Origin of the sequence: Ensifer sp. ENS08, from assembly GCF_014852195.1 — a bacterium.
Taxonomy (GTDB): domain Bacteria; phylum Pseudomonadota; class Alphaproteobacteria; order Rhizobiales; family Rhizobiaceae; genus Ensifer; species Ensifer adhaerens.
In genome coordinates, this window is record NZ_JACVBF010000020.1 from 31525 (window position 1) to 57893 (window position 26369).

Genomic DNA, 26369 nt, shown 5'->3' on the forward strand with positions numbered 1-26369 from the left:
GCTGAAAAGATAATCCGTGTTAAAGCGAAATAATGCCGGATTCTCATCGGGAACGAGCACGCCTTCCCGGACTAGCCTATCTCGCTCCCCACGATTTCGTTTTACTGTCGGTGATCCGTCGCGCATGGCTGTTGAGCCAGCCCGAACAAGAAAACCCGATGGAACTGGTTTTCCAAATGCCAGTGCCAATTCTTTCTGAATTACCAGCCAGTCAGTACTCTCGAGTTGCACAAAAATTCTCCTGAATATTCTAGAGGCTTGTAAGCGCACATAGCGTGTTCACAAGGCGCATCTGTTCGACGGTGTCGCATTTTGCTTCGCGCAGCCGCGGCGCGCCGAAAACGAGCGCAAGGCCCTTGGCGCGCGAGACAGCGACATTGATGCGGTTGAGCGAGAACAGGAAATCCATGCCGCGGGGTGTATCTTCGACCGACGAGGCGGTCATCGATACCAGGCAGACTGGTGCTTCCTGCCCCTGGAATTTGTCGACCGTGCCGACACGAATTGCAGCAGGCAGGGCGTCCAACAGGGCATTGACCTGCGCATTATAGGGCGCCACGACGATGATATCGGCGGGACGAAGGGCGCGCGTTGTCCCATCCTTATCTGTCCAGGTTCCCGAGAGTAAATCGTCAATCGTCGCTTGGATGGCAGCGACTTCCTCGACGGCGATCTGGGCATTGCCCCCGTGGGCGACGGGCACCCAGAAAGCGCCAGCTTCGGGCCAGCCCGTCCCGCGCACCGCCTGGACGGCCGTTTCGGGAGAGCTGATGAGCCGGCCGTCATAGAGCTGCCGCGAAATAAACCCGCAGACATTAGGATGCATGCGCCGCGAGACCGGTAGGAAGATGCCGCGATCAGGCGGGACGGTGGCGTGATCGCCCAGCATCCACTCAAGACAGGAAAGGTTGGCCGGATCGGGATGCGCACCCTGGATGACCTGTGGCAATTGACGTGGATCGCCGACCAGCACGATGTTGCGCGCGCAGCGGCCCATGGCGACCATGTTGGCCAGCCCCACTTGCCCGGCTTCATCGACGAATAGCCAATCGAGCGCCTGCTCGTGTTCGGGCCGCGCGAAGAAGAAAGCGGTACCGCCAATTACCTGAGCGCGGTCCCACAGGGAATCTTCATTGGCGGTCGAGCGGATAATGCCGGTACAGCTTGCCGGATAACCATCCTCGCCGCCGCTGACCTTGTGGCCGATGCACAGACCGGGAACGGGATCGCTATCACCCTGCGCGGCAAGACACCCCATCAGCACATTGCGAATTGCCTCGTGGCTGTTCGAGGCCACGCCAACGCGATGACCTTGGCGTACCAGTGCCAAGATCGCACGCGCGGTGACATAAGTCTTACCGGTTCCTGGCGGTCCTTGGACGGGCAAGACTGTGCTGTCCATGGCGGTGATCGCCGCGATCGTGCCGGTCAAAGGATCAGCGCCACCGAGCAGATCGGTCCGTGGTCCCGTCACAAGGCGCGGGGCTGCGCGCGCAAGCAGATCATCGAGTGCGGTAAAGCGGCGCGCACCACACTGATCGTCGATCACGTCGCGCAATGCGGCGGCAATGACGTCAGTGTTGAGCGGCCAATCGGGATGCAGCGTCAGACGATCGGTTAGTAGGTGTTCTTTGGCTGGCCCGGCCTTGACTGTGATGATGCGCTCAGTGCGATCGAGCTCTTCGATGCCAACACTGGCTGGTGCCCCATCGACGACCGGGACAGTCGCGTTGCGACCCGCGCGCAGCTTGGTCTCCTGAGCAGGAAAGCGGTAGCGCCGCAGCACCGAGCGCTTAACTCGTGATGCGGGGCCGAGCGCCTGCAGACCTGCCAGCGCATCGAGATCGTCGATCAGATCGTCTTCGTCCTTACCAACGCTGTCGAAGACCGCCCATTGCGCCGGCTTGGCCTCGCGCTTGTGGAACAGGCCGAGATTGAACAGCATCTCCTGTCGCGCCTGCGGCAGGCCGGATTTGGCAAGCCCGGCGCGCAGGGCTTGCGTGTCGGCGTCTTCCTCGATTTCCTTGCCGCTGGCATCGGCCGCCAACACCGGCCAAGGCGCGGCAGGCCGAATGCTCACCAACCAGTCGCGTAATTCTTCGGTCGAGATACAGTCGATGCGATTATAGTCCTCGATTTCATCGAGGATCGATTGTTCTTCGGTTTCACGCCAACGCTCATAGGCGACGACCGAGCCGCCGGCGGTTTTCACCTCGCCCTCGCGCACCCGGCCATAAAAGGCTTCCATCGACTTGATCGAGTAATTGGCTTCCGAGCCTATAAGCGCGCCGCGGACCACGGCGAAAAGATCGACAAACCGCCGCTCGCGCAGCAGACGATCGAGTAAGGCCTCGCCTATTCCGTATTTGGCGGTTAGTCGCCGCAAGGCAGTAATCTCATAGGGCGCGTAGTGATAGATGCGCGCTTCGGGATAGGCCACAAGCCTTTGTCTAATGAAGTCGAGGAGCTCGGAGAGGGCCTGCGCTTCGGCGCCATGGTCATGCGCCCAGAAAGCCTTGAAGCGCCCATCAAACCAGACGCCGTGAAGATATTCGAGGCCGCCCTCGTAATGTGGGTCGCCCTCGATATCGTAGAAGATGTCGCCTGGCTGCGGCGCGGGCAAGAGATCGAAACCCTTGCCGGGTTCCGGCTCGCGCAGCTCGAAGGCAGGTGGCCCGGACTTGCGTGCATGCTGCAGGCGCGCCTGCGTCACCAGCCGCGCTTGCGTATTATCAGTCATACCACGGATCGGTTGATTGAGCGCGGCCAGCGCCTCCATGGAGGTGATGCCGGCGGCCTCGAGCTTCTTGACCTGCATGCGGGTGATATTGGCGACGTTGAACAGGCTGTCCTCGGCCTGCCACTGGCTTTCGCAATGATCGCCCCAACGGCACAACGCGCAATCGGCGCAAGGGATCGGCCGAGTCGACACCGGATTTTCCAGGAAGGCCTCAAGCCGCTGGCGCGCCATGCGGGCATAAGCCTGATAGTCGGCGAGGCGCAGCCGCGCGCGGTTGCCATTGCCCAGCTCGACATGGGCAAATTCAGGCGCGACGCCCTGAATCTGCGTCAGCAAGTCCGAATACAGCACTAGTTGCAGCACGTGTTTGGGATGGGGACGACGCTTGAGCTTGGTGTCGGTCACTTCATAACTGAACGGGCCAAGGTCGGACGGGCGATCAACGCGCTCGAGGAAATCGGACCAGCCGCCCCATTTGTCGCCAAGTAGCGCCCCTTGAAAGATGACCTGCGGCCCTTCGGCCAAGGCCTCGAGGGTTTCTCCTGCATTGTCGGCCAGATCGGACCGCACGATCTCAAACACCGACATACCTGACGCCTTGAGCTTCGCCAAATGGGCGGCTTCATGGACATCGCCCTGCTTCTGGAGCAAAGCCGCGTCATCGCTATCCTTGCGAGGCATTGGCCCCTTGCCACGCATATAGGCGAGATCGAGTGTGGTCGCGTGGCTACAGCCCATGAACCGCATCAGATCCGATGCGGACAAAAGTACTCGGTCCTCAATAGTTCGCATGCCGCCCCCTGATCGAGCGCAATCCACGACAAGAATTGCATCTCGACAGACTGCAAATTCAGCCATAGCGTGTGTGGGTGTCAATATCTGACATAGTCGAGGCCCAGGAATTTAAATGTGTTCTCAAAGGCTCAAGACCTGATCAGGCTTGCACGGCTGCCCGACTTGCCTATGCGCGGCATGATGGAGCAGTGCAACGGCGTTGCTCAGACAAAACGCGGTCTCGTTTTCACGTTTTTGCCGGCCGTTGGCGTCGCCCGACGAGCCCGGCATTCTGAAACGACTTGTAGTTGTTCACGTAAAGGTTATGTGTTTTAGTGTTTGCTGAACCATGCGCGCATCTGGCACCGGGACACCGACGGATGTTTCTTGTAATGCAAAGGCTTCGCGTGGCCGCGCGCGAACATAAGACTGCAGATCACGTGAGGTTCAACGCTGATTGACCGTCAACGCATTGTTGGGAGGCAATAATGGGACCGTTGTTCAAGCATTCCGGACTGCCAGTTTATCACGAAGCAATGTTGTTTGTGCAAATGAGGCCGCAGCCACAACACGGAAGCTTCGAGTCTGCGCTCGCCGTCGCACGCGCACCGCTGAGCGCGGGACTGCAAGCCCTGGCTTTTTTCGAACGCGCAGGAATGATCAAGAGAGTAACTCCTGTTTCGAGGACGTCCCCGCACTACACAAGCCGCATGCTTGTGAGGCCCTCGACCGAGCGGGGAGCCAGACCAGAACTCATCGGGGTGCTGGGCGACGACCTTGAAGGGTGGTCGGCGCCAACATTAAACTTGAGCGCCGCTTTGGACCAACGAACTCCTGGAGGCGCCACCAGCCTCGTCGAGCTGGCAAGCGATGGGGACGTACGGCAGCTTCAGTTGGCCCTCGCTGCAGATCCGACCGTGGCGTCCGTGTCGCGCGTGCCTACGCGCTATCTGACGGCAAAGTCTGCGGCCCGACCTTCGCGGCCGACCACTAAGAAAGCAAAGGTTGCGCCAGGAAGTCGAATTGCTGCGATGCCACCGCCGGTCCGCACGATGTGGAATCTCCAGAAGATCAAGTGGTCCGAAGCTCGGAACCTGCCAAACTTCGACGACGGCAACAACATCAAGGTGGCGGTCTTGGACACCGGTGTCGACAATGAACATCCTGACCTCAAGGACCAGATCGCCGGCTACACTTATGAACATCCCGATCTTCCGGGGGCCAGTTCAGCCCAGGATTTGATCGGCCATGGCACCCATGTGGCCGGCACTATCGCTGCAACGATCAACAATGATCTTGGGATCAACGGAATTTCGCGAGCAAGCGTCCACGCCTGGAAGATCTTTGACGACCGTCCAGATCTCCTAAGATACTCAGACGGCACCGCGGAGTATGCCTATTTCGTGGATCCGGTGATGTACCTTCGAGCGCTCATCGATTGTGCAGATCAAGGGGTCGATGTAATCAACCTGTCGATTGGCGGCGGCGCTCCTCCTGATCCGACCGAAAGTGCAGCGTTCGAGGCTGTAGTTGCAAACGGAACAACGATCGTCGCGGCAATGGGCAACGAGCAGCGCGACGGAAGCCCCATCTCCTACCCCGCAGCCATCCCGGGCGTGATCGCTGTGGGCGCAACCAACCTGCAAGATCGGATCACCAACTTTTCAAATCGCGGCAATCACATAACGATCGCGGCGCCAGGCGACGCGATTTGGTCGACCCTGCCGACCTATCCAGGTCAGATGGGCTGGAGAGCTGAACGCGGCCCCGACGGCGGGTGGAGGCAGGGGAAAGCAGACGTTCGGGAGACGGACTACGATGCCTGGCCGGGCACGTCGATGGCGACCCCGCATGTCGCCGCCGCGGTGGCGCTTTACCTTGCGAATGGCGGCGACAGGAATCCGACGACAATACGCAACGCCTTGGCCTCAAGCGCCGACAAGGTGCCCGCCATGGGCGGGCGAGACTTTACGCCAGATTTCGGTTATGGTCGTTTGAACTTGGAACAGCTTCTCGCCGGCTTAGGTCAATGACTGATATCATGTTCACCATTCGGGCGGGCGTCAGCCTCAAGGAGCGAGCTCGCGTGCTGAGTAGGATTCAAGATATACCGGGCGTCGAGCTCGCTGCCCCGATCAAGCGTGACACCAGCAACGAAGCCCTCCAGCGGATTCACTTCGCTCGATTGGCTGCATCGTCAGGAGTCACCGAATGCCTGTCGGCCATCAAGGAGATGCCTGAAGTCGAGAACGCGAGCTTGCCGCCTCGGCGAGGGATATAGTCCATCCCGCAGCGACAAACGCCGAAGCGGATCGTCACGAGCTGTGTCGGCGGAAACCAAGTGCCGGTCAGCTCGCAACGGCAGGCAGAGATTTTAAATTGCGGGCCTCGCCTCGAAGACACGGCGAGGCGTGGTTCTTGGATGGCCGCTCTTTCCGCGGCCGTCGCCGCGCCAGACGGACCTTGGGCTTTTTTTCTCGTGGGAAACCCATCCCCTCGTGAACAAGTCGAGTCCCTCGAATGCATGGGAAATTTCCGACGATGCTTTTTGGAGGACTGCGGGCAGGGCAAGCGGTTAAGAGAATTCTTCGCCGGCGGCGAATGGCCATTCTTGCGCTTCGGTCTAAAGAGGCGCTCCTCATGCATGCATTGATTTCGATTGGTATCGGTTTCTTGGTGTGCGTTGCTCTATCGAGAGGCTATCAAGAGCACGTTCCAGAGTTGAATTTGCTTATCGCGCCGATCATTAGCTTTTCCACCTCGGTGAGTGACCGTTTTCCGAACCCCTTCACAATAATCGAATGGGGGTCTCAAAAACTAATTCCGATCGAAGCTCTATGTTTCATCGCCTCATTTATGGTGCTTTTCTTGTCGCTGCTGACGCCTTTGATAATTGCGTCGCTCATAGTCTTCTTTCCAACTGTTATGCTGTCGGTTATCGCTGCCGCTCTGTCTGGAAGAAGGAACCTAGCAATTTTTGCTCCCGTAGCGCTCTTCTTTTCCTTGCTTCTTGCGATTGCCCCGTTCGAGGCCCGGCACCTGCTTCGTAAGATTGGGGAGGACATCACAAACATGGCGCTCAATCTGGTGCTCAACCCGATGTTGGTCCTAGGGGCTCTAGCGTTCGGGGCCTGGCGTGCTGTGTCGCTCGCGCGTTCGAGTACGCGTGATGTCAATCCAGTTACCGAGGGCGCCAAAGATGCTTGGGAATTTGCTACGGGAACGGTGGCGGACGACGCAGTGAATACGCTGCAGGCCGCGGCGACGGACGCATTTCGATCGCCGCCAAGTCGCCGCCACCTGGGAATATTGGGGCTCTTTCTAGGGCTGGCAACTGCGGCCGACTCCTTTCTGAGACTAGACGACAATGAACGCGAAATATTCAAGCATGTGTTTTTGTTGGTGATCACGCTATTCATCGAATTGTTTATAGTGATTGAGCTTGCGTCGTTCATTGTTCATTCAAGACGAAAGCGAACCGAAGCACAGACGAAAACTGAAAGCTAGCGCGAGACCGGCCGCACTTGGATCCAAGGACGCCGACGCAACCTCGGCGCCTTTCAATAGCGCGTTGAAGCCGTTGCGACATGAGGGCGGCGAGCTAGGTGGCGCATGCCACTGCACGAGCAGGGCGGATCTGCCCGCCGGTAGCTGCGAGCGACGTTTCCTTGCCGGCGAACGCCTATTCAGCCAACTTCGCCAAAGCCCTCATGCCCGGGAGCAGGAAGTTGCATACACCGCGGTGGGTGATGAATTTTGGTAGAATCGCTACTCCGTGCTGTTTCCGTCACTAACGGGGAAGACTAATCGCTTGTCCGCCTTGGGTTTCGCACGCGATCCGAAGAGGGCGTCCTGCATTGTCTCTGTATACGGTTTGCGATGCACTTCCTCGGTGAAGCCCGTCTGATTGATCCATCTGAGCGCGGTGGAAGGCCGTCCGCGTCCTCTTTCGAGCGGTGAATGGCGCTCCCGACGGGCGTGGTCGTGAAAAGGCTGCTTCGGTCGAGGCGCGCCCAGGCGGAATGACCGGCATTCTCTGCGGACTCGGGATCCCGCTAGCCGGTACGGGGCCGCCAACGATGCCCGCAGCCCGCGGACGCTCATCGGAGGTCAAGCGCCGACACCGGCGCACCCTTCACATAGATCATGCGGCGTCCGAGCCCTTCAGTCAGCACTGCCATGAAGCGGTGGCGGCTGTCGAAGGGAATGGCATCCAGCCGCCGCGCCGGGTAGTGGTCGCCGACCTTGCCTGCAAAGGCCAAGAGCGCTCCTTCCATCGGATCACCTTCCACGGCCCATTGCCCAGCCCGGTCATGCAGAACCGCGTCGTTGCACAGTGCCGCCGCGCGCGCGAGGCGTGATAGGTCCCCCGCCGGCGTGATCGTAACCGAAGGCGCATAGCCTTCCCCCGTTACCGTGAAGCTGCCTTCGGGGGTCTCGACGGCCGCGACCACCATCTCATTGCGAGTTAGCGTGCCAGTCTTGTCGGTGCAGATGACCGAAACCGAGCCGATCGCCTCGATCGCGGGTAGGCGGCGGACAATGGCATGGCGGCGGGCCATGGCCTGAACGCCGATGGCTAGCGCGATCGTCATCACCGCGGGGAGACCTTCGGGAATCGCTGCCACGGCCACACCCACCACGGCCATGAACATCTCGTCAAACCGGTGGTGCCCCACAAAATCCTATCCGTAGATGAGCAGAAGCGCCGCAGCGAGCAGGATCAAGAACGAAAGCCAGCGCGCAAAATGGTCCATCTGCGCGACAAGCGGCGTGGTCAATTGCTCCACCCCGGCCAGAAGCCCGCCGATGCGGCCAATTTCTGTTGCCGCTCCGGTCGCAACGGCCAGCCCCCGCGCGGTGCCTTGAGTGACAAGCGTGCCCGACCAGAGCATCGAGCGCCGATCGCCAAGGGCCGCATCGGCGGTTACCGGATCCGCATCCTTTTCCACTGGCACCGACTCGCCGGTCAGGATCGCCTCCTGCGCGGCAAGTCCCCGCGCTTCCAGCAAACGCAAATCCGCAGGTACCTTGTCACCGGCTTCGAGCAGTACGATCTCGCCCGGCACAATCTCTGACGCGTCCACGGTCAGGCGCTGTCCGTCCCGCAGCACTGCGGCGCGCGGCGCCAGCATCCGACGGATCGCCGCCATCGCCACCTCGGCCTTACCCTCCTGGATGAATCCGACTACGGCATTGGCCAGTACGACGGCGAGGATCACGGCGGTGTCGACCCAGTGCTGTAGCGTTGCCGTCACCACTGCAGCACCCAGAAGCAAGTAAATCAGCATGTTGTTAAACTGCGACAGAAATCGAAGAACCGGTCCGCGTGATTGCGTCTCGGGCAGGCGGTTCGGCCCCTGGATAGCCAGCCGCCGCGCAGCCTCGGACCCCGTCAACCCTCCGAGCTCGGCATCGAGCGCGAGAAGGCAAGCATCGCCGGAAAGGGCGTGGGGATCTGTCAGCGCCGATCTCATAAAGCACTACACCCGCCGAAGATCACAATTTCGCCTCCGCGCTGATAGTTAGCCGTCGCATAGTTCCTGCTTGCGTGGCACCGTCCGGCGGGCCGAAGTCAACTCGCCGACCGTTCCGAAAGTTCCGGTAAGGCTTTCTCTGTTGGTTGTGTGGCACCCTGTCCACATCGCTCCATTGGCGCAGGATAGTCACGTTTAGTCGCGTTGGACTGATTTAGATCAAACCAGATCAAGATGACATTTGCCAACTGCCGCGATTGGAGTGACATCATTTCGCGCACCCCACGGTCGAGCAGAGACGCCGACATAGGTTCAAAGGGTCAAATGCTCAGGGTGTGCTTCCGCAGCCAGAACCGATCCTCAAAGACGCGCCGATAGATGACGTCAATACGCCTTCGCCTTGATTTCGGGCTGATATTGGCGATCTGGTGGCCCGCTATCGAGATCCAAACCGAGCCTAGAATGACCGCGCAGCGAGAACCCCAATTTTGGATTGCATTATTGAGTCCTAAAACTTCTTTTGCGCGCATCCGAAGAGCGTTGAATCTGAGGGTAGATGCGTGCATTCAGCAGGGTGACTCTACCGAAGGTTTCAATGCATCTCTGCCACGACGAACGGGTTCTTGCCGCCCAGCGTCGGGGACGATCTGCGCTTCGGCGGCGCGCGCCGCTGCACGGAGCGAAAGACCAGTCACCACCGCAGCACGCGCGTCACCGGCCGGAGTGCCGGGTGTGACGTCATCTGGTCGCTGCACGATCACCATGACCGGCGTCTTCTGGGTGTTCGGCAGTCCTTTTTGGCCTCGTCCAGGCGGTGGATCGTCCGGATTTATTCTTGCTCGCCACCGAGATAAAAATGGTCGATCTCCACCGTGCCATCGAGCATGTGCTCGCGCGCCGCCATGAGACGCAGTGCGTGTCCCATCCGCCAGGCCGTCGGCTGGCTCACCCCCAGAGCCTCGGCCAGGCGCACCGAGGACAAACCTTTATCCGACTGCAGCATCAGCCACATGCCCTTCAGCCAGACACTCAGAGGAAGCTTTGTGGAATGCAGCGGCGTGTGTGTCGTCACCGTAAACTGGAACCGGCAATCGCCGCTGGAGCATTGATAGAGACCCGGACGCGCACGCCGCTTGCTCATATCGCGCCCGGCGATTGCGATCGAGCGCTTGTAACCACAGGCGGGGCAAACTCTCCCGGCCGGCCACACCATGCTTTCCAGCAATCGCCGACACTGCTCCTCATCGCGAAAGGCCACGACCATATCTTCCGCGGTCCGAATGTTGGTAAGCGCTGCAAGCATCTCCGACATTCTCATCTCCTTCGGATCATGCCCGAAGAATCGCGTGGTAACCCTTGAGTATCAAGCTTCTTGCTGTCTTTGGTTGATAAAGGCCATGTATCAACTGCAACTGGAGACTGACGGGGACCTGGCAGTGGGCCAGCAGCAAGAAAATTCGCCAACATAACCAAGACGCTTCTTCCCCTCGAACGAATGTACGCTTGACCAGTCTATCAGACCTCACGCTCCCCGCGGTCATCACGCCACAAATCCGCTTGCGCTTGCCGGTAAGCCACGGAAATGGCGCGGAACTTGATGGCTTGCCAAAGGATATAGTCGCGGAGCAGGTCTTGGGAGACGAATAGGTCGCCACGATTACCAGGGAGGCTCCAGACGAGAAGTCCTTCCGATTTCGCCCGGGAAAATACCCTCTGCACATGGCCCCGCGACAGGGTGTGTCGGGTCGAGACGTCACTTGCAGGGAGCGGTCCGAGGGTGACCGGTCGATCAATGCCCTGAAGGCCCGTCGGCACCCGGCAGATGAGCTCATGCAGGATATTGCTTCCCGTTTCCGTGCGGACGAACAGGTCCACGCTCGCCGGCGGCTGTGCCCAGTCCGGATCAAAAACAAGGGCACGAACAGCCAGGGGATGGATGCGCGCAAGCAGGCGCTGGTCGCTGCAGAGCCTGGACGCTCGATCACCTCCATCGAGCCGGTCAAGCGCCGAAAGATGGTTTGCCAGCCATTGGCCAATCATCGTCTCGCCGTAGACACTCAACTGCAATGGCTTAACGCGCCTGTCCCGGCTTTCCTGCGGTACAAGTAAGCCGTAAGCGCCCATTTCTGCCAGATGAGCCGTAAGCGTGTTCTTGCTGAAGGGCTGCTGTTCCGCAAAGAAATCGATAAGCGACCCGGCCGTCAAAGACGGGCGCATTTCATCGTGCTTTCGCTCAAAATGAAGGGCGACGATTGCTTGTGTGATCAGCCACTTCTGCATGCTGGCGACATAACGCACCACTCTTGGCGCGATATCGTGCATCGCGAGCAGCTGTTCCGCCGCATCGCGCAAGACGGCAAAGAATGTGGACTCGCCACTCCATGTCATCGGGTTGAGATCGTCTTTCTGTCCTAAAGGCATAGTTGTGTCTGTCGCACCGTGGGTTATGGGATCGCCTGCGGCATTCCTATCCATCCAGTTTCGCATCGCTATATCGCCGAGTCACCTGTGTGACTCAATTTTGGGTGTACCGAGCCACAGTCCGCTTCTTTTGTTGATCATGTTCTTACCCGCTCGCTATGAGAGGGCAGCTATTTGGGGAAACATCATGAAATCAATTCTTTGTCGTCTGCACGCAGGCTGAGCAACAGCCCTGCTATGTCGTCTGCGGCTGCTGCGCAGGCAACTCGGCTGCCGTTTTGGGAGAATTTGGACGTGCCGATGACACTGCAATCAACGCAGTCGGATCGAGACCCCAGATGAGTCGGTGGAAGGTGACGATCGGGCCGAAACTCAGGGCGGCGAATCTCGACAATCGGAAGACTGAAGCAAAACCTGTCATCCGAGTTCTCACCCGGATGATCGAACTTGGCCGTCCAGAATTCAAGCGCGTCACATGAAAGTGACATGGATGGGGCTGCTCCCATCCATCGTCTGATCCCTGCAACAACGCCCGTTTAGGCAAAATCGAATGTTCAACAGCCTGCCGTTTGCGGCCGTGTTTCTTTCTGTCGCGCTGCCGACGATGATTCTGAGCATCTTACGATCACGTTTCCGTATGCTATGCGCATTGCGGATGCTGGTCGTGGCTGTCGCTGTAACGTGCGGGTCGGTCGGGGGCGCCACGGCAGCTGTTTCGACCATAAGCAGCGTCAGCCCAGCATCCGGCTCACCAACCGGTGGAACCTCGGTTACGATCCCGGGGACTGGATTGGCTGGAGCCACAACGGTCAAGTTCGGCAGCGTCCCTGCGGCAAGCTTCACCGTCAACAGCGACACCCAGATCACGGCGGTCGCGCCGCCAGGAACGGCTGGCCCCGTGGATATCGTGGTCACGACGGGCAGCGGGTCGGTGACACTTCCGAACGGCTTCAGCTATCTGGTTGTCCCACCCGGCGCGCCGACGATCGGCACGGTAACACCGCTCGATCCGGAAGGGGCCTTTGTCTATTTCACGCCGCCGGCCGACACTGGCGGCGGGGCGGTCACTGAGTATATCGTGACGTCCAGTCCGCACGGCAAGATCGGTGTGGGCACCCAAAGCCCGATTGCGGTACACGGCCTTTGGAGCGGTATGCCCTACACCTTCACGGTGGCGGCAAAGAACGCGGCGGGAACTGGCCTCACGTCAGCGCCGTCTCAGGCGGTGACGCCCGGCGACGAACAATTCGGGAATACCGGTGGTCTTCAGTTCCACCACACCGGATGTATGCACGGTGACACCGTATGGCGAGCTGACGTTCCATTCCGTGGGGACCTGCACGATCAATGCGGACGCAGCGGGCAACGAGGCCTATCATCCGGCGCCGACGGCCTCGCGATCATTCCTTGTCAATCCGGCCCTACCCGGAGCGCCGACTATCGGCACGGCAACACCGCTCGATCCGGAAGGGGCCTTTGTCTATTTCACGCCGCCGGCCGACACTGGCGGCGGGGCGGTCACTGAGTATATCGTGACGTCCAGTCCGCACGGCAAGATCGGTGTGGGCACCCAAAGCCCGATTGCGGTACACGGCCTTTGGAGCGGTATGCCCTACACCTTCACGGTGGCGGCAAAGAACGCGGCGGGAACTGGCCCCACGTCAGCGCCGTCTCAGGCGGTGACGCCGAGAAACTATCAGAACATCTTCTTCAATCCCGGTCCCCAGACTTTTGGCACGACGCCGATACTGTCGGCGACGAACAATTCGGGAATACCGGTGGTCTTCAGTTCCACCACACCGGATGTATGCACGGTGACACCGTATGGCGAGCTGACGTTCCATTCCGCGGGGACCTGCACGATCAATGCGGACGCAGCGGGCAACGAGGCCTATCATCCGGCGCCGACGGCCTCGCGATCATTCCTTGTCAATCCGGCCCTACCCGGCGCGCCGACGATCGGCACGGCAACGGCGGGCGATAAACAGGCAGACGTCAGCTTCATAGCGCCAGCCTCCACCGGCGGCGCACCGGTAACCTATACGGTCACGGCAAACCCGGGCGGGGCGATGGGCACCGGTGCATCAAGTCCCGTCACGGTCGCCGGACTGACAAATGGCGTCGCCTACACCTTTAGCGTGACGGCGGCCAACGTGGCTGGAACCGGTAGCGCATCGGCAGCGTCCAATTCGATCACGCCGGCGGCGACCCAGGCCATTACCTTCGTCAATCCCGGCGCACAGAATTTTGGCACCACGCCGATCCTGACGGCGACGTCAGATTCGGGGCTACTACCGACCTTCACGTCCAGCACGACCGGCGTCTGTACGATCACGAGCGGCGGGGCATTGACCTTCGTTTCCGCGGGCACCTGCGCGATCAATGCCCATCAGGCGGGCAACGCGTCCTATCTTCCAGCCGCCCAGGTCAGCCGTTCCTTCACGGTCAATGCGGTGGTACCGAGCGCGCCACTCATAGGCAGTGCGACGGCTGGTGACACGCGGGCCACCATCACGTTCACCGCGCCGACGTCTGATGGCGGGACAGCGGTCACCGATTACACCTTGACGGTCAATCCGGGTGGCGCAAACTTCACCGCTTCATCCAGCCCCATCACCGCCACCGCATTGACCAACGGCACTGCCTACACCTTCACCGTCGCCGCGACCAACGCGGCCGGGATGGGTGCACCTTCCGCGGCATCAAACGCGGTTACACCGGTGGCGGCGCAGTTCATCACCTTCGCAAATCCCGGCTCGCAGACGGTGGGATCTGCCTCTACATTGGCGGCAACGACCAGTTCCGGCCTGACGTCGGTATTCACCTCGAGCACGCCGAGCGTATGCACCATCACCGGGAGTGCGACGTTGACACCGATTGCCATCGGTACCTGCACTATCAGCGTCGACCAACCCGGCAACGCGGCCTATCTGGCCGCGCCGACGGTTACTCAAACCTTTGCCATCAACCCGCAGCTTCCAACTGCCGGCAACGTCCCCGCAACGGTTGCAGCAAACTCTACAGCCAATCCGGTCACGCTATCGCTCTCCGGTGGCACGGCCGACAGTGTCGCGGTCGCAGCCGCCCCGTCGCATGGGACCGCTACTGCCTCCGGCACGTCGATCAGCTATACGCCGGATCCTGGCTATTCCGGTGCGGACAGCTTCACCTATACGGCGACCAACGCGACCGGCACCTCGACACCAGCGACGGTTACCGTCACGGTCAGCGCGCCGACCTTCGCCTTCACGCCCGCGGCCGGCGCACTCGACGGGGGAACGGTCGGAAGGGCCTACAGCCAGTCGGTCAGTGTGGCGAATGGGACGGCACCCTACAGTTACACCGTTGCGGCGGGCGCGCTGCCGGCGGGCTTACGTTTTGACGCATCGTCCGGCGCGATCACGGGAACGCCGACGACGGAGGGCGCATATGGCTTCACGATCGCGGTAAGCGATGCGAACGGGGCGACCGGTTCGGCCGCCTATACGGTTGCGATCGGCCGGCAGATTCCTGTCGCGGACAACGTCTCCGCGACGGTTGCGGCAAACTCGACGGCCAATCCGGTCACGCTATCGCTCTCCGGTGGCGCGGTCGACAGTGTCGCGATCGCCGCTGCCCCGTCGCATGGGACGGCGACCGCTTCCGGCACGTCGATCAGCTATGCGCCGGATCCGGGCTATTCCGGTGCGGACAGCTTCACCTATACGGCGACCAACGCGACCGGCACTTCAGCGCCAGCGACGGTGAATATTACCGTCGCGGCATCGAAGCTCTTTTTCTCGCCAGCGGGCGGCGACCTGCCGGACGCTATGGCGGGAGAAACCTATTTAACACGGGTGACCGCAAGGGGTGGCCAAGGCGGCATTCTCTACAGCCACGCGCGCGGAGAACTGCCGAAGGGCATGATACTGAACGTGTCCACAGGCGAACTAACGGGCCCGCTGCCCGCTGACGCTGAAGTCAAAAGTTATAGCTTGACGATCGCGGCACGCGACGCAATCGGCAATACCGGTGAGGCGAGTTATCGACTGACCGTCAAGGCGCGGGGAGTCACTGTGACAAGCCGGTCTTACACGCTGGAGAAAGGTGAAGCTCCGCGGAACGTCTACCTGAACGCTGGCGCGACAGGCGGACCGTTCACCGCCGCTGGCATCGCCTTTGTCAGGCCCTCCACTGCCGGCAAGGCCGAGATCATTGAAGGCGAACTTGCGGCAAGCGGGGACTTCGTACCGGTTGGTTACTACCTGAAGTTCAGGCCCAATCCCGGCTTCGTCGGGACGGCGGTCGTCGGATACCGGTTGGAAAGCGCGCTCGGCGCATCCAATACGGGCACGATCAGCTACGCGATTGTGCACAATCGGGCGAAGGTCGCGGCAGAGATCGACGGGTTGGTGCGGGACTTCGTCCGAACAAGGCAGAATCTCCTGTCGACAGCGATTGAGGTGCCGGGGCTGATCGAGCGTCGCAAGATGGGCCGCGCGGGCAACGACCCGATCTCGACTAGCATGTCGCCCGCAGAAGACGGAATGACGCTCGGTTTTTCAACCAGTCTGGCTCAGCTTCGCTCCACCGAAGAGGCGGGAGAGGGGGGCGATGGGGGGGCGGCAATGTCGCCGTTCAATATCTGGATCGACGGCACTGTAGCGGTGCACAAACGTGATGAGAATGGCGGACGCTGGGGTACCTTCGGTCTCATCTCTGCCGGCGCCGACTATCTGCTGGCGGAGAAGGCGCTGATCGGCCTGTCGTTCCATTTCGACCGCATGACCGATCCAACCGACGCCGATGCGGAACTGACCGGTAACGGCTGGCTGGCCGGCCCTTATGCCTCATTCGAGCTTGGCTCCGGTGTGTTCCTCGATACCAGCCTGCTTTACGGCGGTTCCTGGAACGACGTCGAAACGGAGTATTTCGACGGTTCGTTCGATACGCGCCGGATGATGTGGGATACGAAGCTGCAGGGGCAATGGCAACTCGGGGATGCAACCGTGCTGACGCCTGCGTTGCGGGCCGTCTTCCTCAACGAGAAAGTCGAGGACTATAGCGTCTCGAACGGCGGCGGTACCAAAGTCGATCTGCAAGGGTTCACCCAGGATCAACTGCGGCTCAGCCTCGGGGCGGAACTGGAGCGGGCTTACCGGCTCGAAAACGGCCTGCTGCTGACGCCCCGCTTCGGTTTCACAGCCGGATTTGCCGCGTTGGACAATAGCGGCGCGTTCGGAACAGTTAGCGCCGGGCTAAACCTCTCCAACGCGATCAACTGGGATTTCGACTTCTCGCTGCTCTATGGCATTGAAAGGGAAGGCGAGCAGACGGTTGGCGCGAAGGCACGTGCTCATGTGCGTTTCTGATGGATGCTTGGTGGCGTTCGGCTTGCCGTCGCTTGTGGCAGAGCCGCTGGGCTGCGCTGCCGCTCGACAAGGTGGCCGGTATGTCTCATTCCTCCGGCTAAACGCAGAGGTGGAGTGAGCCGGGGCAATGGGTAAGTTCCGCGCGGATCTCAGGCCGGGCGCAGTCTGCGGTAAGACCTATTTCAATCGCATTGTAGGCATTGGCCTCAATGAGCAAGAGCCAGAGTTGCCTCGGACCGGAGAATTGGACGCTGGATCTCCGCTGAAGGATTTGGTGAAGGCGCTCAAGCGCCGTTCGTACTCGAGCAGGAGCGCGATCGCGTCGTACAATTCTCGTCACGAATTGTCCGTGATCGGCTGTTTCGCCGTCTCGTCGTTCAGGCCTACGACAAACGCTGTGCAATCACTGTCTTGAAGCTCATCGACGGGGGAAGGGCGCGCTGAAGGACGGATTGACGCCAAGGAAATATCAATCCGGCGAGACGATCATAGTGGTCGCATCTCGAAGATCGGCGATGGCAGTCTCGACGTTTCGAACATCGATGCTGCGGCTGACGAAGATGACGGAACGGTCGCTATAACAGTCGACAGGTCAGCTGCCGACGCTCCGGTGATGCTTCCGGAACCTGCCAGGCCGTCACAGCCACCGCCGACGAAAAGGCGGAGGCGCAGCCGGAAAACGAGCGCCGGCGATGTTGCAGTGGCCGAAGTCGTCGAGTATGGAGATCGCAGTTCCGGTCCCTCACGGCCGCCGATGACTTTCGTCGATGAGATGACCGCACTGGACGAGGACATCAGGCAACTAAGACGCCGGCTTGCAGAAAAGTTGCGGTTGCAGAATACGCAGCTCAAACAAATGCTCGGTCGGTATGACACGCCGTAAACTGATATCGCACCCTTAAACGTTGGAGCCGCATGAAACCGCAGCAGCGAAAGTTTATCGTCGAAGTCAAATCGGCTCGCCGGCGGTCGACTACCAGCCAGTCCTCAATTTGGGGCGATACGGACCTCAAAGCGCTCGTGCGCGCGGCGGAGACAGAAGCACCGCATCTGTTTGCTCCGGCTCAGCGCATGGAACTGCCTTCTCCAGAGACCACTGCAGAAGTTTTGCCAATCGAGGGCGCCGTAATCGAGGCTGCTGACCCAATCGCAGATCTGGCGGACCCGACAGAAGGCGGCACTGGTAGCGTTGATGTTTTTTCCGGTTCTGCTCCGATCCTACCCCTGGAAGTGGATCGCCCGAAGGCTATCCCACAAAAAACGAAGCTGAAGCGCCAGGACTCGGCGCGCCGGGATCGTCCTCTTGACAGCCGGACGGTTATCGTTACTCCCGAAGCAATTGACGACCTTGCGGCGCTCGAGGAAGAAAATCGCTGTCTGAAAGCGCTGCTCGCTGAACGGCTTCGGCAGGAAAACAACCTGCTCCAAAAACTGCTTGAACGGTTCGAAACAAACTGAATTGTGGTTTGCTGACCTTCGCTTCGAAGGCCAGCGAGTCCTTCGTTGAGCCGCGGCTCGCGACGTTCGTCGTTGTCACTGGTGTACAGTTGGCAACTCAGGCTGGCCTGACGTTTTCGGCTCGCGATTTTCCGGTCTTTTGTCGTATCTGACCTTTTGGCCGTCTCGAAGCGGACTGCCGCCTTCAGCCGCGGACACATGGACAAACACGTCCGTTCCGCCGTTCTCAGGTGAGATGAAGCCGTAACCCTTGTCCTGATTAAAAAACTTAACAGTACCGATTGCCATCATCATCCTCGTTCAGTCGTGCGAAGCCTATTCACCCTCTTGGCTCACTGCAATCACGCAAACGGGTGAACATCGATCCGCTCTCGGTTATGGATAATAAGAAACCCCTAAAATTAGAGGGAACAAAAGTAGCCAGGGACCAGAACGAAGGTGCAACCATGCCGGCAGTTCCGATCGTGGAACAACAAAAAGTCGAGTAAATTTGAAGGGAATACCGCCGCCAATTCCAGCCGATTCTAGAGGTCGGGCCCAATTGTACCCGCGTTCGGGGTCTTAGCTGATGCTATGATAGCTGCAACTATTATCCAAGAGCGGAAGCAACCAGGATGCTTAGCGGCCTTCACCCCTGCTCGTAGCCCCCAGTGTCCGCCGACGGTTCCGCCGGCGTCATGCGCTTCAGGAGCCCGATCAGATCGCGCATGGTATCATGCGGTAAGCGTTCAATGAGCCTGGTTAGCGTCCGGCGATCCTCTGCCTCTTCCGGTGTCTTGCCCCACAGGTGGGGAGCGGTTTCGAAAATCATGTCGATCGGCATGAAGCCCATCAATTCACAGAGAGCGGAATAACCCGATCGGCGACACGGCAAACGTGGTGGCCGCGATTGGTGCACTTGCGCGGCTTATCCGATCCGGAGAACAGATTCGGAGATGAACTCGAAGCGGGGGATCGCGAGGTTCTCCGGTGCGGGCCCCTTGCGGACGCGACCGGCAGTATCATAGTGCGATCCGTGGCACGGGCAGAACCAGCCTCCGAAGTCACCCGCCTGCCCTAAAGGCACGCAGCCGAGATGCGTGCAAACCCCGATCATCACGATCCACTTCTCCTTCCCCTCCCCGGCAGAGCGGGCAACGGCGGTCGCGTGCTGATCATCGGCAAGGTTGGCATTCCGAGCCAAGGGGTCCTTGAGATCGTCAAGCGCGGTCGCCCTTGCCGCCTCGATCTCCTTTTGGCTGCGGTTGCGAATGAAAACCGGGCGACCGCGCCATTTGACGGTCAGTGACATACCCTCGACGAGCGAGGATACGTCCACCTCGATAGAGGCCATCGCGCGCGTCGACGCGTCAGGACGCATCTGATCGATGAATGGCCAGGAGGCGGCCCCAACACCCACTACCCCTGCCATGGCTGTCACCAGAAAGAGAAAATCGCGTCGGGTGGGTTCTCGCGTCTCATCCATAACCATCATCCTGCGGCCCTGCCAAGCCTTGCTCGCCCTGGGGGATAGGGGGACAAGCAGTTCTCCCGGCAACCTCCGGGGTGCCCAGATGTAAGAATGGCTCACAATTTTACATCGTCATCGTGAATATTGGAACGTCGGAACTCGTGACCCACCCAGTCATTCATTCCGACCAGCCACTCAGCCTCTGGAATCCGCCTGCAAACAAATTCTCACGGCGAGACCATCAGCCAGGAGAAGATGCGGCTCAACCGCACCGCAGCCTACCGCTCCTCCAGGGCTAAAAGCGGCCGCCGGAACAACAATGAAAAGCGAAAGCTGGCACCGCGCCGTCTGAAGAAGGCATTCCTTCAATGTGAACTGAATTCCCAGTCCGTATATCTTTTACGGGCCGCCTCAATGAGAACCGCCCGTCGGAAAGCTGGCGAGGTGTTGAAGCAGGCGCCAGATAGCTCCGTCAGATATCGTACCGCGAATCGAGCTCTCGCAGGGCAGACCGAACCTCATCGATTGAAACCGGCTCAGGCGTTCCTGGCATATGACGGAGCGCCGGCCTCGAATCTATCGCGTAAAAGTCCGAAGCCCATGCGGCGAGGATGGTCCGTTTATCATCGACAGAAAGTGCAGGAGCAGTCACCACATCCCGTGGACGTCGAAACGGCGACCAGTGAGATGCTAGAACTTCTGGTCCGATGTTCACGGCAGTTGCCGCAATCTGCTTAAACATATCGTCCATCTCGGTTCACCTCAGCTTACGTGCGGATCCCGACTCCACCTCCCATTAGTCGGCATGACGAGGTCGGTTTCCGGCCCCAGCAGATCGTGCTTTTCTGCGAAGGCGGCAAACAAGCCGCGTGCGGTCTCAGCTTCGATCTCGCCGCACAAGGCAGCGTGGCATGCCTTGAGCGCAATCGAATGCGGACCATCCCTGAGCGATATCGGCCACTCGATCAGATAGCGGTAAGCGTCCATCACGCTTCTCACTTCCGTCGGAAATCCAAGGCCGACGAGAATACGCACAGGGTTCTCGAACATATCCGGTTTCATAATTCGCTCCTTTCCAACCAGGTGTGCCCATGGGCGTCATCGAAACGGCGCCCATATCCGATGTTGCGTTTAGGCGGCGCTCTGGGCTTCGATCTGCGGCGCGGCGTCCGGCCGTCCAAGGGCGGAACCGCCTTCAATGCTGACCTTGCGCGGTTTCAATCCCTCAGGAATTTCCCGGACGAGATCGATGGTCAGCAGACCATTGCTCAATCCCGCTCCACGCACCGTGACATGGTCGGCGAGCTCGAAACGATGCTCGAACGGGCGGCCGGCGATGCCTCGGTGCAGATAGGCTTCGGACGGAGGATCCTGCTTCTTGCCAATAACGGTGAGAAGATTGGTCTGGAACGTCAGGTCCAGGTCGCCTTCGGCGAAGCCGGCAACCGCAATCGAGATGCGGTAGCTGTCGTCACCCGTCTTGACAATGTCATAGGGCGGCCAATCGGTGGTCGAACGGTCGCGCTGGGCGTTTTCCAGAAGATTGAAGAGCCGGTCGAAGCCGACGGTAGATCGGAAGAGAGGCGTGTAGTCGTAAGATGTTGCCATAGCCATATCCTCCTGAAAGCAACATGGGTATGGAGCGCCGAAAGACGGCGCTTCCAGCATTGCCAGCCCTGTTGTCAGCGGCTGGCGGCAAATGATCTGGTATTTGTGAAATGCGGCTTCAAGTGCCGCCTTGGAGAATTTTTGCAAATCTCAGTGCAGCTTGAACGCCGGATCAGACACTGATGCGTATAGCGAACGGAATGCAGCGGGCCGTCGAGATTGACTTGCCAGATTTCTGGTAGGCAGTCAGTGTTAGCGGCAGAAGGCTCAGATCGGCAAAATCTTGCACAAGCGACGGAAGCCATCAAATCGGACCGAGCCTATGTCGATAGATAGCGCGACCATTAGACGTATTGCCCGTCTCGCACTCAGCGAAAACTAGGCTGAAAAAATGTGTGGCGAGCTGAACGAAATCTGACCTTCATCGAGCAACTTTTGGAGGTCGATGTCGAAGGCATCCCTCCGATGGCCTCGGTTGTGCCAACATGAAAATGCGCTAGGACGTCGTGACCGAAAGCAATCATGCCGAAGAGATCGTGGCGAATGCTCCTCTCAGTGAGCGCAACTTGGTCCCCAAGATTCTCGAGTAAGCACAGACAGCCGCGGGCTTTGGAGCATTTCACCGGCCGGCGATCGCGCGCCAAACGATGCACCCCTTTGCGTGGCGCGTGTTAGCGAACTTGAGATTTCCGGCCCACATCCGATGCTTCGAAAGCTTGCCGATCTCTATGATGGCCGTGCTGCGGTCGAAGTGTCGAACCTTCGGTGGTGCTCATTGCGCATTCCGGTGAAGTCGGCCGCTTTCCGAAACGAAGCCGGCCACCACTCCGATAGCACCGGCTATCGCCACTATCGCTCCGACCCGGCGATCTGTGGCGACTGCTCGTTGTTGGCCGCCTGCACATCAAACGCCGCTGCGACCCGCGCGGTCACCCGTCATGTCTGGGCCGATGCCCGCGAGCGCGCCGATGCCAACCGCCTGACGTCCTGGGGCAAGGCGATCTACAAACGCCGCAAGGAGACGGTCGAGCGCTCGTTTGCCGACGCCAAGCCGCGTCACGATCATCGCTAGGGTACTGACCAGGGTCGCTAACCCAAGGCCGCCGCCGTGACGACACATACAAGCCGCCGCAATCCACTCGACAGCGCAAAACCCAAAACAAAAACCCGCCGAAAATTTCGACGGGCTAGTCAACAGTTTAAGCCCGCCGCTGAGGCGGCGGGCCATACGCCAGTTCTCTATCATGCATGAGCATGCGGGTTCTGCCGATTGTCCCAAAGCGCCCAGGCCGACACGGCGGCGACGAGCGCTCCAAGGACCACGTGGGTCCACATCGCGTTCACGTTCGCCGCGAATTGAAGCAGCCAGGGCGAGACGATCAGCCAGACCCCGAGCACCAGGCTCGACCACTCTTCCCACTCAGCAAACGCCGACAGCGCGGCAACCGCCAGAGCGGCGAGCAAGATTCCTACAATCCATGCGTTCCACGCCGGTATGGTTTCGCTGGCGAAGCCGAGCACCCAAGGTGAAACGAACAGGGCGACTGCGAGAACCAGATTGAGCCAATCCTGTGCCTTCTTGCTTTCCATCAGTCCATTTTCCATGACAACCTCCACGAATGAAGCTTGATCGACGGTGTTTTCGCGTGCTGCGCACGCTGCGCGAAACGATGTAATTTTGCGAAATACGATCTTCAAGAGCCCGAGCATCTCGTGGGGCCGCAGCAACCACGACTAGGGCGATTGTCATCGACTGTCTCAGCAGATCGACGATCTTTGCGTAGGCGAACAGTGGGGGAACACACCCTTGGAGGAAGGCCCGCGACGAAGATTGGATATGCGGTTGCCAATCCGCCGACGAGAGTAGGGATATTTCGGCGTGCAATCGGATCGCGGCAAAAGGGGGAGGTATCAGCCGCCGCAGGGATAAACTTGTTGCGGTGCCTATGATTCCTCACGCTCATGACGGTCACCGGATGCGCCACCCTGAGCGAAGCCGCTCGCCGGCAGCCGAGCGAGCTCTTGTCACCCGGAAGGCCGGATTCGTTCCAGCGTTGGACACGCTGAAGCGTGGATGCATAATACGCGCTCTACCTCTTGAACTCGCCAAGCCGCGAAAATAAATTCGAAGAGCGCCATCCAAAAGCGCTTTCCTTGTTGAAAACCAACGAGTTCAGTGAGGTAGAAATGCACATGAAGATGTTTGACCGACCAGTTTACCTGCGTGAAAGGAAGGATCTGGTCCTCGAAATCACAAACCTGGAGGACGCGATCGATTTCCTCGAGGAGTGGTCCAAAGGAGATCGCGATATCATCCATGACGCGACGCTGAAGACCTGCTACCTGGCACATGACGGCCACAAACCAGTTCAGGTGGCGCGCGACGCGCTCCGCTCCTTTGCGCACAGGAAGGGCATCCTTGTGAAAGCTCCTGCGGTGTTGCCGTGGATGATCAAGGCCAAGCCCGGCGGCGGTCGAGTACACCCGTAAACCGGTATTCGGGGAGTGGGGGGCCGCGCTCGCGGCCTCCCTAGCCAGCGCGGTAAGCCGCGTTTGTTGCGTGGTTTTCAAGGTGGGGTGGCGCGGGCGGCAGTGAGCCTGCCCCGGAATCCGCTTTCCTCCCATGGAAACCATCGGTAGAGCAGGGCATCAACCAGTAGCGCGAAGGCAGGCGATGCCAAGCGGCGGCTCGGATAGTGGAGGTGATAACGAGCGGACCCAGGTGGTCGCACGGCAGACGGGTAGGCAGCGCCCGTCGAGGGCGGCGTCGAAACCACGTAGTTTTGCGCTGATCTTCAAGAGCCCCGATTGTCTCTGTGGTGGGGCAGTCAACCATGAGCGCCGAGATCTACGCCCCGCACCCTCCGCCCGCACCTTCATGTGAACACGCCATCTTGTGTAGACGCGGATGGATGTAGAAGGCCGTCGCCTCCGGCTCGCCGTTGCCCGACAGCACGTTGCCGTCGAAATCACAGATCGGCAGGCTGGATGCCTGGAGCTTCGAGCTTCGTCGGCTCCGGTAGGCAGGAGAAATCGACTGGTCCGGGCAGACCGCGCTGAAGTTTTATGGTCGCACGGTGGTCGACGAGGACTATAACGGCCTGGCCCTCGATGAACGGGAGGGGGACCGTCTGGCGAGTGTCCTGGGTAACACGGATATTCTCTTCATGAGAAACCATGGCGTCATGGTCTGCGCACAGAACATCGCGGAAGCCCGGGACGATCTTTATCATCTCGAGCGGGTGGCGGAGGTGCAAGTGAACGCGATGCGCACAGGGCGGCCGCTTCTGCCAGCCGATCCCCACATCTCGAAAGCGACCGCCAAACAGATGCCGGAGGGCGCTCCGGAAAGCGCACGGTTGCATCTGAAAAGCCTCAAGCACCGGTTTGGCGCCAAGTCGCCCGATTACAAGTCATTTTGCCTATTTTTTCAGCGCAATCGGTGCTTACCCATGCGATTTATGCATGGGTGCGATGAGCAGTCGTCACTGTTTTGAAACGATTGAAATCACTATATTGGGAATATCGAAATGACGCAGGGGCCAAGAGGTTGCTGACGTCGCAAACCCTCAGGAAAGGGGAATGTCATGAACGTAGCCCGCTCCTTCCATAACTGGCGCAAGTACCGTCAGACTGTATACGCGCTTGATCGGATGTCGAACCGTGAACTGCAGGACGTCGGCATTGACCGCGCGGAGATTCGTAACGTGGCCAGCGCCGCGGTCGCCCGTTAACGCACTGCACCTGGTCTTAGACTTGCTTAACGCCCGCCGACGACGCGGGCGTTATTGCTTGCGCGAGTGAGATTTCAGGAATGCATTTTCGGTATAGCTGCAGTGCAGTATAAGGCGTGGGAACTGTCGAGGATTGGTGTATCATTTCAAATGTCGAAGCAATGCATCTCCTCCCGCATGGCTTCGTAATGCAGGCGGCCTACTCCTCCCAGGGACGCCTGCCGGAACGGCGACGTTCCGTTGTGTTGGAAAGCCTGCCGCATCTCCTCCCGCGGCAGGCTTTTTTGTTTTGGCCGGGAACGTTCTGGGTGGGGAAGCCCACTAGTCGTCGGGTCGGGGCCATGCCCTTCAAGCTGAGACTGCATTTGAGGCTGGGCGGCTATGTTCAGTCGACGGCCGCGCCGAACGAAGGGGCGGACAACTAACGGGTTTGGATCTCGCCATCTCTCGACGTGCCCTACTAACGAGGAGAAACCTTGTGTGACCGGTAAGGGTCCTGACGGTCCCCACCATTTGAGTATCCACTCGAGAGTGCAGCTACCACCAGAATGGTGAGGACATTGATCAGGCGCGACACGTATCCCCAAGCGAACTCTCAGGCCATTAGTGCCTCGTAGCGAATGACCGGATAGTCCGTGTATCCTCGGGCGTAGCCGCCATAGAAGGTATCGCGATCGGCCCTTCCGACGGGCCAAGCATGGCGGAAGCGCGCGACGAGATCCGGGTTGGCAATGAACGGCTCGCCAAATTCCGGAAGGTCGATCAGACAATCGCCGACGAGTTGTTCCGCCATTGCCAGATCAAGACCGCCCGCCAGAAACAGGGTTCCCGAATAGGTCGCCCGGAATTTCGCGAGAAAACCTGCGGGCGTTGGTGACGATCCCCGGCTCGCCTGATCCATGATATGAACACAGGCAAGATCGCGCTTCGAAAGTTCCGTCGCGATATGGAGATAAGTTTCCTCGATCTCAGGGTACAGTCCCATCTGGAACAGCTGCCCATAGGGCGACAGACGGATCGCCACACGGTTCGATCCGATCCGGCCGATGGCCGCCTCGACGGTTTCCAGAAGGAAACGCGTTCGATCTTTGAAGCCTCGAGGCTCCGCAGGGATCGGTGCGGTCGTTGACCGTCGGATTGACGAAATGCTCAATCAGATAGCCATTGGCGCCCCACGTATCTCGACGCCGTCGAAGCCGGCCTTGGTCGCATTCGTCGCAGCACTGGCGAAGTCGTCTACTACGCGCCGCACTCCCTCGGTTTCCAGGGCGCGCGGCGCGCTCGTCTGCACGAAACCGGGGTTGCCGTCCTCATCGAAGGCGAAAGCCATGCTGTTTGCGTCGCGCGCCGGGTTTC

The 26369-nt window shown here is 59.7% G+C and carries 15 protein-coding genes and 9 pseudogenes; 11 read left to right on the top strand and 13 right to left on the bottom strand.

Annotated features, from left to right (window positions below; genetic code table 11):
- Positions 1-250: 250 nt before the first annotated feature.
- Positions 251-3532, bottom strand: a complete 3282-nt coding sequence (locus tag IB272_RS29755; protein ID WP_192445613.1) for a TM0106 family RecB-like putative nuclease — start codon at positions 3530-3532, stop codon at positions 251-253.
- A 470-nt stretch (positions 3533-4002) separates the two neighbouring features.
- Between IB272_RS29755 and IB272_RS29760 the strand changes: the two genes are divergently transcribed.
- From IB272_RS29760 to IB272_RS29770, 3 genes are all read left to right on the top strand, one after another.
- On the top strand, positions 4003-5547 hold the full coding sequence (locus tag IB272_RS29760; protein WP_192445614.1) for a S8 family serine peptidase: 1545 nt from the start codon (positions 4003-4005) through the stop codon (positions 5545-5547).
- Positions 5544-5795: a hypothetical protein gene (locus IB272_RS29765; RefSeq protein ID WP_192445615.1), complete on the top strand. Its 252-nt coding sequence runs from the start codon at positions 5544-5546 to the stop codon at positions 5793-5795. The genes IB272_RS29760 and IB272_RS29765 overlap by 4 nt, the downstream gene beginning before the upstream one ends.
- A gap of 359 nt (positions 5796-6154) precedes the next feature.
- Positions 6155-7021 carry a hypothetical protein gene (locus tag IB272_RS29770; RefSeq protein ID WP_192445616.1) on the top strand — a complete coding sequence of 289 codons (867 nt, stop codon included), beginning with the start codon at positions 6155-6157 and terminating at the stop codon, positions 7019-7021.
- Positions 7022-7614: 593 nt separating this feature from the next.
- Here the strand turns inward: IB272_RS29770 and IB272_RS35140 are convergent.
- The 4 genes and pseudogenes from IB272_RS35140 to IB272_RS29785 all read right to left on the bottom strand — a co-directional run bounded on the left by IB272_RS35140 (position 7615) and on the right by IB272_RS29785 (position 11412).
- The gene (locus tag IB272_RS35140) at positions 7615-7971 is read right to left on the bottom strand and encodes a hypothetical protein (protein ID WP_246810475.1); all 357 of its coding nucleotides are present in this window, start codon (positions 7969-7971) and stop codon (positions 7615-7617) included.
- Positions 7960-8991 (bottom strand): annotated as a pseudogene (locus tag IB272_RS29775) (HAD-IC family P-type ATPase); the annotation flags it as partial. The pseudogene IB272_RS29775 and the gene IB272_RS35140, both read right to left, overlap by 12 nt.
- Before the next feature lie 632 nt (positions 8992-9623).
- Positions 9624-10303: pseudogene (locus IB272_RS29780) on the bottom strand (IS1595 family transposase); the annotation flags it as partial.
- Between the two features lie 203 nt (positions 10304-10506).
- Positions 10507-11412 carry a hypothetical protein gene (locus tag IB272_RS29785; RefSeq protein ID WP_192445617.1) on the bottom strand — a complete coding sequence of 302 codons (906 nt, stop codon included), beginning with the start codon at positions 11410-11412 and terminating at the stop codon, positions 10507-10509.
- A 1259-nt stretch (positions 11413-12671) separates the two neighbouring features.
- On the opposite strand from IB272_RS29785, the gene IB272_RS35145 reads away from it, so the two are divergent.
- The 3 genes and pseudogenes from IB272_RS35145 to IB272_RS29800 all read left to right on the top strand — a co-directional run bounded on the left by IB272_RS35145 (position 12672) and on the right by IB272_RS29800 (position 18221).
- Positions 12672-16763 carry a putative Ig domain-containing protein gene (locus IB272_RS35145; RefSeq protein WP_192445618.1) on the top strand — a complete coding sequence of 1364 codons (4092 nt, stop codon included), beginning with the start codon at positions 12672-12674 and terminating at the stop codon, positions 16761-16763.
- Between the two features lie 137 nt (positions 16764-16900).
- Positions 16901-17195, top strand: a pseudogene (locus IB272_RS35150) (restriction endonuclease); the annotation flags it as partial.
- A 483-nt stretch (positions 17196-17678) separates the two neighbouring features.
- On the top strand, positions 17679-18221 hold the full coding sequence (locus IB272_RS29800; RefSeq protein ID WP_192445619.1) for a hypothetical protein: 543 nt from the start codon (positions 17679-17681) through the stop codon (positions 18219-18221).
- Between the two features lie 97 nt (positions 18222-18318).
- Here the strand turns inward: IB272_RS29800 and IB272_RS29805 are convergent.
- The 6 genes and pseudogenes from IB272_RS29805 to IB272_RS29825 all read right to left on the bottom strand — a co-directional run bounded on the left by IB272_RS29805 (position 18319) and on the right by IB272_RS29825 (position 21279).
- A pseudogene (locus IB272_RS29805) lies at positions 18319-18509 on the bottom strand (cold-shock protein).
- Positions 18510-18839: 330 nt separating this feature from the next.
- Positions 18840-19065: pseudogene (locus IB272_RS29810) on the bottom strand (transcriptional regulator); the annotation flags it as partial.
- A 63-nt stretch (positions 19066-19128) separates the two neighbouring features.
- The gene (petA, locus tag IB272_RS29815; protein WP_192358537.1) at positions 19129-19692 is read right to left on the bottom strand and encodes a ubiquinol-cytochrome c reductase iron-sulfur subunit; all 564 of its coding nucleotides are present in this window, start codon (positions 19690-19692) and stop codon (positions 19129-19131) included.
- Between the two features lie 451 nt (positions 19693-20143).
- Entirely contained in the window at positions 20144-20422 is a 279-nt protein-coding gene (locus tag IB272_RS35155) for a hypothetical protein (protein ID WP_113081016.1), read from the bottom strand.
- 11 nt (positions 20423-20433) lie between these two features.
- Positions 20434-20733 (bottom strand): DUF982 domain-containing protein, encoded by a 300-nt coding sequence (locus tag IB272_RS29820; RefSeq protein ID WP_192445621.1) that lies wholly within the window; start codon positions 20731-20733, stop codon positions 20434-20436.
- Positions 20734-20802: 69 nt separating this feature from the next.
- On the bottom strand, positions 20803-21279 hold the full coding sequence (locus IB272_RS29825; protein ID WP_192445622.1) for an Hsp20 family protein: 477 nt from the start codon (positions 21277-21279) through the stop codon (positions 20803-20805).
- A gap of 322 nt (positions 21280-21601) precedes the next feature.
- On the opposite strand from IB272_RS29825, the pseudogene gatC reads away from it, so the two are divergent.
- Positions 21602-21869: pseudogene (gene gatC, locus IB272_RS35160) on the top strand (Asp-tRNA(Asn)/Glu-tRNA(Gln) amidotransferase subunit GatC).
- 236 nt (positions 21870-22105) lie between these two features.
- Positions 22106-22348, top strand: a pseudogene (locus IB272_RS29835) (transposase); the annotation flags it as partial.
- Between the two features lie 173 nt (positions 22349-22521).
- Here the strand turns inward: IB272_RS29835 and IB272_RS29840 are convergent.
- Positions 22522-22884 (bottom strand): SPW repeat protein, encoded by a 363-nt coding sequence (locus tag IB272_RS29840; protein WP_065376416.1) that lies wholly within the window; start codon positions 22882-22884, stop codon positions 22522-22524.
- Positions 22885-23466: 582 nt separating this feature from the next.
- Between IB272_RS29840 and IB272_RS29845 the strand changes: the two genes are divergently transcribed.
- From IB272_RS29845 to IB272_RS29855, 3 genes and pseudogenes are all read left to right on the top strand, one after another.
- The gene (locus tag IB272_RS29845) at positions 23467-23769 is read left to right on the top strand and encodes a DUF982 domain-containing protein (RefSeq protein WP_192445623.1); all 303 of its coding nucleotides are present in this window, start codon (positions 23467-23469) and stop codon (positions 23767-23769) included.
- A gap of 542 nt (positions 23770-24311) precedes the next feature.
- A pseudogene (locus IB272_RS29850) lies at positions 24312-24692 on the top strand (class II aldolase/adducin family protein); the annotation flags it as partial.
- A gap of 174 nt (positions 24693-24866) precedes the next feature.
- Positions 24867-25013 carry a DUF1127 domain-containing protein gene (locus IB272_RS29855; RefSeq protein WP_192358502.1) on the top strand — a complete coding sequence of 49 codons (147 nt, stop codon included), beginning with the start codon at positions 24867-24869 and terminating at the stop codon, positions 25011-25013.
- A 595-nt stretch (positions 25014-25608) separates the two neighbouring features.
- Here the strand turns inward: IB272_RS29855 and IB272_RS29860 are convergent.
- Positions 25609-26343 (bottom strand): annotated as a pseudogene (locus IB272_RS29860) (hypothetical protein).
- Positions 26344-26369 lie beyond the last annotated feature (26 nt).